This window comes from Halotalea alkalilenta (assembly GCF_001648175.1).
Classification (GTDB): Bacteria; Pseudomonadota; Gammaproteobacteria; order Pseudomonadales; family Halomonadaceae; genus Halotalea; species Halotalea alkalilenta_A.
In genome coordinates this window covers 1,034,515-1,047,489 of record NZ_CP015243.1, presented here as the reverse complement: position 1 = coordinate 1,047,489, position 12,975 = coordinate 1,034,515, and the positions used below count along the sequence as shown (strand labels likewise).

General features: G+C 65.2%; 9 protein-coding genes. 4 read left to right on the top strand and 5 right to left on the bottom strand.

Annotated elements, in window-relative coordinates; translation table 11 throughout:
* Positions 1–6 precede the first annotated feature (6 nt).
* The gene (locus A5892_RS04620; RefSeq protein ID WP_027351285.1) at positions 7–375 is read right to left on the bottom strand and encodes a hypothetical protein; all 369 of its coding nucleotides are present in this window, start codon (positions 373–375) and stop codon (positions 7–9) included.
* Between the two features lie 24 nt (positions 376–399).
* On the bottom strand, positions 400–867 hold the full coding sequence (locus tag A5892_RS04615; protein ID WP_064121803.1) for a hypothetical protein: 468 nt from the start codon (positions 865–867) through the stop codon (positions 400–402).
* A gap of 537 nt (positions 868–1,404) precedes the next feature.
* Here A5892_RS04615 and A5892_RS20435 point away from each other — a divergent pair.
* Positions 1,405–1,554 carry a hypothetical protein gene (locus A5892_RS20435; protein ID WP_190295655.1) on the top strand — a complete coding sequence of 50 codons (150 nt, stop codon included), beginning with the start codon at positions 1,405–1,407 and terminating at the stop codon, positions 1,552–1,554.
* A gap of 58 nt (positions 1,555–1,612) precedes the next feature.
* On the opposite strand, the gene A5892_RS04610 is transcribed toward A5892_RS20435, so the two are convergent.
* Positions 1,613–1,819, bottom strand: a complete 207-nt coding sequence (locus tag A5892_RS04610) for a hypothetical protein (RefSeq protein ID WP_150123487.1) — start codon at positions 1,817–1,819, stop codon at positions 1,613–1,615.
* 101 nt (positions 1,820–1,920) lie between these two features.
* Positions 1,921–2,160 carry a hypothetical protein gene (locus tag A5892_RS04605; RefSeq protein WP_064121801.1) on the bottom strand — a complete coding sequence of 80 codons (240 nt, stop codon included), beginning with the start codon at positions 2,158–2,160 and terminating at the stop codon, positions 1,921–1,923.
* A gap of 240 nt (positions 2,161–2,400) precedes the next feature.
* Between A5892_RS04605 and A5892_RS20430 the strand changes: the two genes are divergently transcribed.
* Together A5892_RS20430 and A5892_RS04600 are read left to right on the top strand one after the other, a co-directional pair.
* Complete coding sequence (locus A5892_RS20430) at positions 2,401–2,565, top strand: hypothetical protein (protein ID WP_155834396.1); 165 nt, start codon at positions 2,401–2,403, stop codon at positions 2,563–2,565.
* 368 nt (positions 2,566–2,933) lie between these two features.
* Entirely contained in the window at positions 2,934–3,134 is a 201-nt protein-coding gene (locus A5892_RS04600) for a hypothetical protein (RefSeq protein ID WP_027351289.1), read from the top strand.
* A 465-nt stretch (positions 3,135–3,599) separates the two neighbouring features.
* Here A5892_RS04600 and A5892_RS04595 read toward each other — a convergent pair whose 3' ends face one another.
* The gene (locus tag A5892_RS04595; RefSeq protein WP_150123486.1) at positions 3,600–4,301 is read right to left on the bottom strand and encodes a hypothetical protein; all 702 of its coding nucleotides are present in this window, start codon (positions 4,299–4,301) and stop codon (positions 3,600–3,602) included.
* A 70-nt stretch (positions 4,302–4,371) separates the two neighbouring features.
* Here A5892_RS04595 and A5892_RS04590 point away from each other — a divergent pair, with 70 nt between their 5' ends.
* Positions 4,372–12,960: a GH36-type glycosyl hydrolase domain-containing protein gene (locus A5892_RS04590; protein ID WP_064121799.1), complete on the top strand. Its 8,589-nt coding sequence runs from the start codon at positions 4,372–4,374 to the stop codon at positions 12,958–12,960.
* The last annotated feature ends 15 nt before the right edge of the window (positions 12,961–12,975 follow it).

Sequence of the window (12,975 nt, the reverse complement as noted above, 5' to 3'; positions counted from 1 at the left end):
TCACACTCAGCCCTGGCGCGCTTTCCAGCGCGCCAGGGCATCGAGGTAGAGGCTCTCCTCAGCGTCGAGCCGGGTCGCCTCGTGGTCGGCGGAGTCCGCCGAGGCGATCAACTCCTGCGCAAGCCACACCTGGGCGAGCCCGTACGGGCCATGGATGAAGCGCGCCCGGCGCCGTGCCCAGCCACGCAGCCGATCGCTGGGACGCAGCTCGCGCAGCTCGTAGCGCCCGTCGTTGACCGCACGAATGTCACTGACCCGGCCAGCGCCATCGGTGCCGGCCGGCAGGGTCACATCGGCACCGGCATCGATCAGCTGCGGCGAGAAGGCATCACGCTCACTGTACAGGATGAGCGCCTTGACCGGTGGCAATCGCATGCAAACTCTCCTCGTCTGGGCCGCTCAGGCTTGATAGTCCGTCGTAGGCCTGCTGCTCCAGAGCGTGAGCAACGCATTCACTGGATCGAAGGTCTCCATCAGGTCGAGATCCTCGTGCCAGAACGTGATGGGCTTGCCGGGCTGGGTCCGGCGCGCGTGCAGAGATCGATTGTAATGCGCAAAGCCCGCTTCGATGAACTGGTTCATCAGGCGAATGCAGGTCGCATCGAGACTGCGCGCGAGGTGAATCCGGCTTTCCTGGGCGATCCTGAGCGATGCGAACACTTCATCGATGGTATCGCAGGCGCTGGGCGAGAAGCTCAAGCGTCCTTGCCCATACTCGATCGAGAGTGCATTGAGGCGGAAATCGGCGCTACGGGTGTTTTCGAACACGATGTGCAACCAATCGGCCGCGACCTGAACCTTGGTGGTCTCGTTGGTGCGGTGGAAGAGCCCATGGGCTGTGATGTAGGCGGCGACGATGCGCGACATGCCGGGAACTCTCCATCTACTACGTAAGGGACATCATCGAGGTGTTGTGATTACGCTACCACAAGCGCCGTCAGGTTCCCTGCGCCGTTTGCGCACGCCCTAACGAAGCGTCCACCTAAGGTCATATCTCGACCTGGAACTACCTCAGGCGCTCGATGTCCGATCGCAGTGGGCGCTATGATCGGTAGGCCTTGGTCCAGCGCCCTCGACCAATCGCAGTCCACAATCACAATAGAAAGGAGTCATCGCACATGTTCGCAGCACGCAACGACGGCAGACACACCGATGAACCCTGGAATACGTTGAGTCTGACGATTCTCGGAGTGCTCGCACTGGCACTCGCCCTGACCCTCTAGGGCTTGCCTGGCAAGCCGTAGCCATTCCCAAAGGCGGATCAAAAACGACCACCACGGCGTCCCTATGGGACGCCGTGGTGGTCGTCATGCAATGTCGAGCCTACGACCATTGAATGACGGCACCTCCACCCACGGCGGCGTAATCTTGATTTAAGTTCAGTACCGGGTGGAGGAAATGGAAATGGTCGGTATAAGCGTATGGGCGTTGATCTGGATCATCGCGCCACTGTTGGTGGGCTTCGGTGTCTGGACCGTATTCGCCGGGCGCGGCGGACGAGAGGCCGGCACGCATGCGGCGGCGGCCAAGAAACACACCCCGAACTCACACTGACCCAAGGTTCGAAGGCGACTCACGAGCCACCCCGGCGAGCGGGGCGGCATAGTCGCATTCAGCTGGCACGATAGGCATCGACTGCCCAGGTCGCCAGTTCATCGCTGACGCCGGCACGCCGACGCTCTTCGGCCATCCCCACCGCTGAGGCCTGGCGCTCGAGCGCCACCAGCCGCTCTCCCAACCAGGCAAGCTCCGGTCCTTCCACCGATCCCTCGGCGATCTCACGCTCGGCCCGCCAAATCATATCGCTGGTAATCATCACGTTGGTCTCCCGATCCAGGATCCTGTCGAGTGCACATCGACGAGAGTCTGGCGCCGGAATGTTGCGTTAATGTTTCCAAACGATGACAGCGCACTGATCCTTCAGCGCCTGCATTGGATATGGGCGCTCCAATCGAAGGGACCATCGCGGTCCCGGCTGCTCACATGGTAGCCCTCGGGACACAGCGCCTCAGCGCGGGAGCGAAAGTCGCGATAGTTGGTCGCACTGACCCAGTGCGACCCGGTGTTGGCGCCAAACGAGCCGTCGCCGCGATCGAGCGAGGCGCAGCCGCCCAGTAAAAGCGTGGCGACGATGACGTTCAATGTGCGCGAAAGAATCATCAACTGCTCCTGTCGAAACGAACGGTCCGCCGCCGATGCCACCCGCCTCATCCCATGGCCGGAGGACCGGCCATTGTGGCCTTTTCATCCCGGCCGCTCTTGTCCTGCCAATCCGCCGGGGATCGCGCGAACTTAGCATCACAGAGCCAGCCGTCCTACCCTCAAGAGCGTAGCCATGAATTCCGCACCAAGCGCCCAGGCCCATGGACTCTTCTCGAACCCCCAAAGGAGACACTGAACATGACGCAGAGAACCAGGATCGACCCCAACGAGCTGCACCCCGGCTCGCCCACTTTCATCGCGATCGCCGTCGAGGGCGATGGAGAGGTAGTGATCGGTGAATTCGATAGCCGCGATGAAGCCGAACGCGCCTGTGCGGACTATGAGCAGGAGAATCCTCTTTGAGTACCGCCTTCTTTCATGCGGATGAATGATTCCACCACAGCGCCATCGCCTCCGGGGGCGATCGATCGCCCCCTCGAACTGATCCTTCCGCAAGCACCCATCGCCGGTGACCCGCAAAGGCCCTGCCGGCGCCTGCCCAGCCTGCCGATTCTCGCGCCAAGGTCATTTTCGCCCAGGCATCGGCTCGACGGCTGAACCCCCCTCCTTATGGATCGCAAGCGACATGCTGGACAGTCAATGCCGCCCCGCCCATACTTTCGTCGTCGCATCAGTTGATGAAACGAGGCTCGGCGTCCATCGGTTTGGCGTCGAATATGTGCAGGGCTTGTCGCAAATCCGAAGTTTTCCAACGATAGGAGATTGCAGCCATGCCGAATGAAAACCTGCATCCCGTCGGCACCTGGGACGTTGGCTCCACCGACTTTGGTACCGTAGCCCTGAAGTTCGATCTTGGTGCTGGTCCCATTCTCCTTGCCCTATCCGCCCAGCAGGCGGAAGGCATGATCCAGGGATTGAAGGCCGCGCTGCGCAAGACCCTGGAGGAAACGAACCCGGGCTCATTGCACTGAAACGCTTCGTTGAAAATTTTTAAGCCGTTAGTATGAAAAGGCGCCGGCGCAGGGTATTCGCGCCGGCGTTTCACGATGTAAAAAGCGTGTATTTTAGTGCACGCAGCCCTCTTAAGCGTTGCTCAAACTTCAGGTTCTGCTACGGTGCCCTCCAGGGAGCAATAGCGGGCAGGGATGCCCCCAATTTTCTCCTCGCATTTCTCCACGCACTGCTCTTTCACTTCTTCTCGCCCTTCACCGCGCCCCGCTCATCGTCCCTACTTTTCCCACTATCATCACCTCTCATCGTTTCGACCACATCGCCATCCTAGAGCGACACCCAGCACTCCCGCAGCGTGGGCACGGCAATCGATCTTGAAAGGGGGAGCAGGCCTAAAGCCTGGGCATCGCCGACAGGGTTTCTACCCGAATGCGCGACGCCGCCGGACGGCGTCTGGGCATCAGCGACTGCGCCGGAAGCCTGGATCAGCGATTACCCGGGCGGACGCGAAGCAGGCTATAGGAAATGTAGCAGGACAGCCCAATGACCCCGAAGGTGAGCACGAAGCGCGGCAGGAAAGTGAGCTCGACGAAGCCCTGAATCAGCAGGCTGGCCAGAGCTGCGACCAGGGCGACCGACGCGTATGCCGTGAGTTTCTTCATCGACTCCTCCTCGTAGATTTGTTCCAGAGTAACGGGGAGCTGATCATTGCGCCATGCAGCTAACACTATCGAAGGCGGCTCAGCCATCTGCTCCGGGGTTTTCTTGCCTCGCAGAATCCGCCAGCCAAGTCGCGGAAGATCGCAATGCAAAGCCTGGCCGGTGAGGCCGGCGCTTTTTGATTGTAATCCCGATGAGATGAGAGGAACCTGGACGCATCTTTTCATGCCCTTCTGACGCGCTCGGCACACCTCTACCACCTCCCTTTCGCTGGCCATCGTTCCAGGCCCGCACGATTCATTCCACCCCTCATAGGTCGAAGCGGGCACGCTCATCCGGGCGCCGCTGCCCATGCCAACTCCATGGGCGAATGCGACCAAAGCATAACAAAATAATATGCAATGAAAACAACGCATGCCCGGCTGGCCTCCGTGCATCCGCTGGCAGTCGGCAGTGGCATTGACCAGACTGAAAGCAATCCAGCGGAAAGGATCACCAGCCGCCAAGGCGCCGCGCACAACGGTCAACGATCGCGAAGCCCTCCCACGATCTCGCCTCGATTCTCCTTATCTCCGCTCAGCCATAGGTGACCGCTATATGGATCGTTTCTCGTTGACCGCCACCGTCAGAGCCTGGCAGCGCAAAAGCTGGGGAGAGGCGCACCACAGCCGGCGCCCGGCATCGGCCAAGCCGCCATGGAACGACGAGGCGCCGATACGAGAGGAGCTGTTCAGCACCGAGCGCCTCGAACAGCACGGCCAGAGCCTTGCCATCGCCCAATCGGTGATGGCAAGGCCCCCACCAGTGCTGCCGCTGCAAGCGCGCCTGGAAGACAATGCCGGTCAGCTGCTATCCACCTACCGCGCCAGTGCCACCGAGATCCAGCAAGGCCGAACCATCGTTCCCGCAGCGAAATGGCTGCTCGACAACTTTTCCCTGATCGAAATACAGATCAACGAGGTCCGCGCTGACCTCCCCCCTGGCTACTATCGACAGCTGCCCAAACTGGCGGAAGGCCCCTTCATCGGCTATCCGCGCGTATTCGGCATCGCTTGGGCATTCGTCGCCCACACCGACAGTCAGTTCGACCCCGAGGCGCTGACTCGCTTCGTCGCCGCCTACCAGCGGGAAGTACCGTTGACCATCGGCGAACTCTGGGCGCTGGCGATCACGCTGCGCATCGTGCTGCTCGAGAACCTGCGCCGCCTGGCCGACCAGATCACCTCCGGCAGGAAAGCGCGCGCCGCCGCCGATGCCCTGGCCGACCAACTGCTGGACCCAACGCAGGCGAGCGCCGCCTTCGCACAGGAAATCTCCCTGCATGAAGGGAGACGGCTGTCGGAGCGGTTCGCCGCCCAGCTCGCCAAGCGCTTGCGCGGCCAGGACCCCAACGAGATGCCCGCGCTCGGCTGGCTCGACGAGCGGCTGGGCCGCCAGGGCAGTTCGGTCGAGCTCGCGGTGCAGCATGCCCAGCAGCGCCTGGGCGCCTCCTACGTCAGCGTGCGCAACGTGATCACCAGCATGCGCGCGATCTCAGGCGTCGACTGGTCCGCTCTGTTCGAGCGTATGAGCCTGGTGGATGCACGACTGCGCGAGCACGGCGGCTTTGCCGAGATGGACTTTCCCACCCGCGATACCTACCGCGGCGCGATCGAATCGCTGGCCCGCGGCTCGGCCCAAAGCGAACTCAAGATCGTCGAGCAGGTGCTGGAAGCTTCCCAGCGCCAGGCCGACGACGACCCAGCGCGGAGCGACCCCGGCTACCATCTGCTCGCCGAAGGGCGCAAGGCGCTGGAACAGCGTATCGGCTTCAGGCCGCCGCTGTATCTGCGCGCTCGGCGAGTGGCACTCAACTTAGGCATCACCGGCTACGTCGGCGCACTGGCGCTGCTCACCCTGGCGTGGGTAGGGTTCGCGATATGGGGGCTCTCGGCGCTGGGGGTCGGCCCCGCCTGGTGGCTGCCGTTCGCGCTGCTCGGCTTGCTGCCGGCGAGCGAAGTGGCGACAGCGGTCGTCAACCGCGCGGTCGCCTCCGGCCTCGCCCACCGCGCGCTGCCGGAGCTCGAGCTGAAGGACGGGATACCGCCGCAGCTGCGAACCCTGGTGGCGGTGCCGACGCTTCTGACCACCAGCACCGACCTGCTCGAACAGATCGGCCGTCTGGAGGTGCACCACCTCGCCAGCGCCGGCGGCGAGCTCTACTACGCCTTGCTGGTCGATGGCACCGATGCGGACCGCGAGACGCTCGAGGACGAGAGCATCATCCTCGCCACCGCGGTCGATGAGATCCGGCGGCTCAATCTGCGCCACGGCCCCGGCCCCAGCGGCAGCCGATTCCTGCTGCTGCGCCGCCGACGCATCTTCAATCCGAGCGAACAGCGTTGGATGGGCTGGGAGCGCAAGCGCGGCAAGCTGCACGAGCTCAACCGGCTGCTGCGCGGCGCTACCGATACCTCCTTCGTCCTCGATGCCGCCAACGATGAGCGTCTCCCCTCTGGAGTACGTTTCGTCATCACCCTCGACGTCGACACCCGCCTGCCGAGGGACGCCGCGCAGCGGCTGATCGGCAAAATGGCGCATCCGCTCAATCGTGCGCGATTCAGCCAAGATCAGCAGCGGATCGAACGTGGATACGCGATTCTCCAGCCACGTGTCACCCCCGAGCTGACCGATGCAAGCCAGGGCTCCATCTACCAGCGCGTGTTCTCCGCGCCCGGCGGCATGGACCCTTATGCCTCGGCGATCTCGGACGTCTATCAGGACCTGTTCGGCGAGGGCTCGTTCATCGGCAAGGGCATCTACGACGTCGATGCGGTCGAGGCCGCGCTCCACGGACGCGTGCCGGACAACACCCTGCTCAGCCACGATCTGTTCGAAGGTATCTTCGCCCGCGCCGGGATTGCCTCGGACATCGAACTGGTCGAAGCATTCCCGTCGCGCTACGACGTCGATGCCAAGCGCCAGCACCGCTGGATCCGCGGCGACTGGCAGCTGCTGCCCTGGGCCTTCGGTCGTGGATTGGCGCCGATCGGCCGCTGGAAGATGCTCGACAATCTGCGCCGCTCGTTGATCGCCCCGATGATGCTGGCCTGTCTGGGCCTGAGCTGGCTGCTGCCGCTGCCAGCAGCGGCGCTGGGCGTGGCCTGGCTGCTCGCGGCGATCATGATTCCGATCGCCCTGCCCAGCCTCTCCGCAGTGATGCCACCGCGCACTGCCGTGAGTGTGCGCCACCATCTCACCATCCTCGGTGGCGAGCTCGGCTTCGCCGCGCTGCGTGCGGTACTGTCGGCGATCCTGCTCGCCGATCGCGCCTGGCGGGCAGTGGACGCCATCGTGCGCACCCTGATCCGCCTGTTCGTGACCCACAGCCACCTGCTCGAATGGACCACCTCGGCGCATACCCAGAGCCGGGCGCGCCCGAACCTGGTCGAGCAGTACCGGCAAATGGCCGGTGGCGCGGCGCTGGGGCTCTCGATCACGGTAGTGGCACTCGCCTGGACACCGAGCAGCTGGCCGCTGGCGCTCCCCTTCCTGCTCGGATGGCTGATTGCTCCAGCCGCGGCATGGTGGGCCAGCCGTACCCCGGCGCGACGCAGAGAGCTCGAGGTATCGGCACTGGTGAGACGCGACCTGCGTCGCATCGCACGCCGCACCTGGCGCTACTTCGAAACCTTCGTCACCGCCGAAAGTCACAACCTGCCACCGGACAATTTCCAGCAGATGCCCAAGGCGGTGGTCGCCCATCGCACCTCGCCGACCAACATCGGGCTCTATCTGCTTTCCGCCGTCACCGCGCGGGACTATGGCTGGAGCGGTACCCTCGAGACCATCGAGCGGGTCGAGAAGACCTTCGACACCCTGCACGGGCTGGCCCGACACCGGGGGCACTTGTTCAACTGGTACGAGACGCGCACCCTCGCGCCGCTCGCTCCCGCCTACGTATCCACCGTCGATAGCGGCAACCTTGCCGGCCACCTGATCGCACTGGCCAACGCCTGCACCGAATGGCACCGCCCCGTATCCCCGGTCGAGATCCGCCACGCCCTGGAGGACGCCCTGGCTTTGGCCCGCACGAGCCTTTCCGCCCAGGTCACCGCGAACCATGGCGCGGAGGAGATCGACGATCGCGAAAGCGAGCTGCGAAGCGCGGCCGAAGCTCGTCTCGTCGCAGCACTCGATGCGTTCGAACTCGACCTGGGGCAGCTGCGAGCCGACGATCAGACGCCCTGGCCGCTGCTGGCGCAGCGGGCCGATAGCGCTTGCGAGGCGGCCCATCGATTGGCGGCCTACGGCGACGATGGCGCAGCCGAAGACGTTCGCTTCTGGGTCGAGGCGCTGCGACGGCGACTGATCGAACGAGAGCGCGACCGCCATCACTGCTCCGACCCGCCCAAGGCGCTGGAGCGGCGCCTGGGCAGGCTCGCCGACACCGCCCGTGCTTTCGCTTTGGAAATGGACTTCGCCTTCCTGTTCGATACCGAGCGGGAGCTGTTCTCGATCGGCTACTCGGTCGCCAGCGACGAGCTCGACCCCAGCCGCTACGACCTTCTGGCCTCGGAGGCCCGGCTCGCCAGCCTGTTCGCCATCGCCAAGGGCGATGCGCCGACCCGGCACTGGTTCCGCCTCGGCCGCCGGGCGATTCCGATCGGCGGCGGCGTGGCGCTGATCTCCTGGTCGGGCTCGATGTTCGAATACCTGATGCCATCGCTTGTACTGCGTGACTCGCTCGGCAGCCTGCTCGAACAGAGCAACCGCTGGATGGTCAGCCGCCAAGCGCAGTACGGCCATGCCCACGGGGTGCCATGGGGAATCTCGGAGTCGGCCTACAACGCCCGCGATATCGAGTTCACCTATCAGTACTCGAACTTCGGCGTCCCTTCGCTCGGCCTCAATCGGGGGCTCTCGGACAACCTGGTGATCGCCCCCTACGCGACCGGGCTGGCGACGATGGTCGATCCACGCGGCGCGCACCGCAACTACCAGCGCCTCGCCGCACTCGGTGCGCTCGGCCGCTACGGCTTCTTCGAAGCCCTCGATTTCACCCGCACGCGGGTGCCCGAAGGAGAAAAGGTCGCGATCGTCGGCAGCTTCATGGCCCACCACCAGGGGATGACCATCGTCGCCATCGCCAACGCTCTCGACGGCGGGCGGATGCGGGACCGCTTCCACCGCGAACCGATGATCCAGGCCACCGAGCTGCTGCTGCAGGAGCGGGTGCCACGGGAAGTGGTGATCGAACGGGCGCGGGCCGAGGCGCTGGAAATCTCCGCCGGCGCAGCCGGGCAGGACACGCCGGTGGTACGTCGTCATGTCGCGCCGGTCCCGGGGGCCCCGCTCACCCACCTGCTTTCCAACGGCCGCTACGCGGTGATGCTGACCAGTACCAGCGCGGGCTACAGCCGCTGGCGGGAGCTGGCGGTGACCCGCTGGCGAGAGGATCCGACCCGCGATGAGCTCGGCACCTTCGTCTTCCTGCGCGATATCCGCGAACAGCGCGTCTGGTCGGCCGGCGGTCACGTCTGGGGCCGGGACAAAGCCCAGCGGAAGGTGGTCTTCGCCGAGGACCAGGCGAGCTTCGAACACCGCGCCCATGGTCTGACCACGGTGCTCGAAGTGATGGTCTCGGGCGAGGATGACGCCGAGGTGCGCCGACTGTCGGTGACCAATACCAGCCGGCACTCCCGCGAACTCGAGCTGACCTCCTACGCTGAGGTGGTACTCGCCCTGCCTGCCGCCGACGCCGCCCATCCGGCGTTCTCGAAGATGTTCGTCGAGACCGAGCATCTCGCCGACAGCGGCGCATTGATCGCCACCCGACGCCCGCGCGCAGCCAACGAGCAACGCGTCTGGGCCGGCCATTTCGCAGTGATGGAGGGCAAGCCGAGCGCGCCGCCGCAGTACGAATCCGACCGAAGGCGCTTCATCGGCCGGGGTCGCGGCCTCTCCAGCGCGCTGGCGATCGTCGAAGGACAGCCCCTGTCCGGCACCGTTGGCACCGTGCTCGATCCGATCTTCTCGCTGCGCCGGCGCATCGAGATCCCCCCCGGCAAGGTGGCCAGGATCTCGTTCTGGACCGTGGTCGCATCGACCCGGGAAGAACTGCTGGGATTGATCGACAAGCACCACGACCGCAGCGCCTTCGCCCGGGCCAGGACCCTGGCCTGGACCCAGGCGCAGGTGCAGCTGCGCCATCTGGATATCGATTCAGAGGAGGCGGCCGACTTCCAGCGCCTGGCGGCGCCGATCGTATACCCCGATGCACGCTTCCGTGCGCCCGTGGCGACCATCGCCCTGGGCATCGACAAACAGTCCGAGCTCTGGGCCCACGGCATCTCCGGCGACCTGCCCATCGTGCTGCTGCATATCGACGACATCGAGGACATCGCCCAGGTGCGCCAGCTCCTGCGCGCGCATGAGTACTGGCGGATGAAGCGCCTCGACGTCGACCTGGTGATCGTCAACGAGCGCACCTCCTCCTACATGCAGGAATTGCAGATCGCGATCGAGGTCGCGGTGCGCCGCAGCCAGTCGCGACCACGCGTCGAGGAGCCTATGGCCCGGGGCGAAGTCCACGCGCTGCGCGCCGACATGCTCAGCGCGGCCTTCCAGGCGCAGCTACGCGCCTGCGCCAGGGTCTCGCTGATGGCGAGAAGCGGCCCGATCGGCGACCAGCTGCTGCGGATCGTAGCTCCGCCCAGGCGGCTGCCGCCGGTGCCGCGCTGCAAGCCGAAACTGGAGCCGACGCGGCAGCGGCCAATAGTGCAATCCCAGGCACTCGAGTTCTTCAACGGCCTCGGCGGTTTCGACCGCAACGGCCTCGAGTACGTCACCATTCTCGCCGATGGCCGCACCACCCCCGCGCCGTGGATCAACGTGATCGCCAACCCAGGCTTCGGCTTTCAGGTCTCGGCGGAGGGCAGCGGCTACACCTGGGCCGAGAGCAGCCGCGAAAATCAGCTGACGCCCTGGTCCAACGACCCGGTCGAGGACCCTGCGGGCGAGGCGCTCTATCTGCGCGACGAACACGACCGGACGCTCTGGTGCGCGACGGCGCGGCCGATCCGCAACACGGGAGTCTATGTCGCCCGCCATGGCTTCGGCTACAGCAGCTTCGAGCATGAGGCCCATGGCATCGGCTCAACGCTTTTGCAATTCGTGCCGCTGCACGACCCGATCAAGGTCTCGCGGCTGACGCTGCGCAACCTGTCATCGACACGGCGCCGGATTTCGGTCACAAGCTACGCACAGTGGCTGCTGGGGGCTTCGTCGGGCACCTCGGCACCGTTCATCGTCACCGAGTGCGAAGCGTCCACCGGGGCGCTCTTGGCGCGCAACCGGTGGAGTATTCCGTTCTCATCACGGGTCGCCTTCGCCGACCTCGGCGGACGGCAGTCGAGCTGGACCGCCGATCGCACCGAGTTTCTCGGTCGCAACAGCGGCCCCGACGCGCCCGCGGCGCTGCTCGGCAACGCCCCGCTCTCCGGCACGCTCGGCGCTGGCCTCGATCCCTGCGCGGTGCTGCAATGCGTGATCGAGCTCGAGGTCGGCGAGAGCGTCGAGGTCGTCTCGCTGCTCGGCCAATCCGACTCGGCCGACGAGGCCCGCGCACTCATCCTGCGCTATCGCGAGGCAGACCTCGATGCATCGCTCGAAGAGGTCAGTGACGACTGGCGGCGACTGTTCGCCACGACACAGGTGCAGACACCCGACCGAGCGATGGACATCCTGCTCAACGGTTGGCTGCCCTACCAGACCAGAGCCTGCCGGCTGACTGCGCGCTCGGCCTTCTACCAGGCCAGTGGCGCCTATGGTTTTCGCGATCAGTTGCAGGATCGCATGTCGCTGATGCTCGCCGAACCAGAGCAGGCGCGGGCCCACATCCTGCGCGCGGCCTCGCGGCAGTTCCCCGAGGGCGATGTGCAGCACTGGTGGCTGCCCCATTCGGGCCAGGGCGTACGTACGCGGATCTCCGATGACAGGGTCTGGCTCGCCTTCGCCACCGCCAGCTACATCGGCTGCACCAACGATGTCGCGATCCTGGACGAGACGCTTGCGTTCCTGGACGGGCCGGAGCTGGGCGAAGACGAACATGAGGCGTTCTTCCAACCGACGATAGCCGAGCAGTCCGCTTCGCTGTTCGAGCATTGCGCACGAGCACTGGACCAGAGCATCGCGCTCACCGGCCAGAACCGGATACCGCTGATCGGCACCGGCGACTGGAACGACAGCATGAACCGGGTAGGTGTGGGTGGAAAGGGCGAGAGCGTGTGGTTGGGCTGGCTGCTGATCACTGCGATCGAGCTCCTGCTCCCCTATGCGGAGGTTCGCGACCCCGCGCGCGCGGCACGCTGGAAGAACCACGCGAATACAGTGCGCGAGGCGATCGAGCGCCGGGGCTGGGACGGCGAGTGGTATCGCCGCGGCACCTTCGATGACGGGCGCTGGTTCGGCTCGGCGGCGAGCGAAGAATGCCGGATCGATTCGATCGCCCAGAGCTGGGCGGTGCTGTCGGGAGCCGCTGACCCCAGGCGTGCTCGAGAAGCGATGGCCTCGGTCGGCAGGCACTTGGTGCGCCACGATGACGGCATCGCGCTGCTCTTCACCCCACCGTTTGATGCCACTGCGCTCGACCCCGGATACATCAAGGGCTATCCGCCGGGGTTACGCGAGAACGGCGGCCAATACACCCACGCCGCGATATGGGCGGTCCTGGCCTATTGCCGCCTCGGCGAAGCCGCCAAGGCCAGTGAGCTGTTCTCGCTGCTCAACCCGATCAACCATGCTCTCACCCCGGAGGCGACCGAGCGCTACAAGGTCGAACCCTACGTCATCGCCGCCGACGTCTACGCCGTCGCCCCGCACGTCGGCCGCGGCGGCTGGACCTGGTACACCGGTGCCGCCGGCTGGATGTATCGCGCGGGCATTGAGGGCATCCTCGGCATCCACCGTAAAGGCGATCGGCTGGTGGTCGCACCCTGCATACCGCCGACCTGGCCAGGATTCACCGCGACCCTGCGAATCGCCTCGACCAGCTATGAAGTGGAGGTGTCGCGACAAAAAAGCGATGCACGCCACTCGGCCCAGCTCGATGGGCAGTCGATAGCCTGCGTGCATGGAAGGGTCAGCGCGCCGCTAGATGGCGGCGATCATCGGCTCGCCATCGTGCTGCCCGAGGAGAGCGAATGATCGATGGCGTGCAAA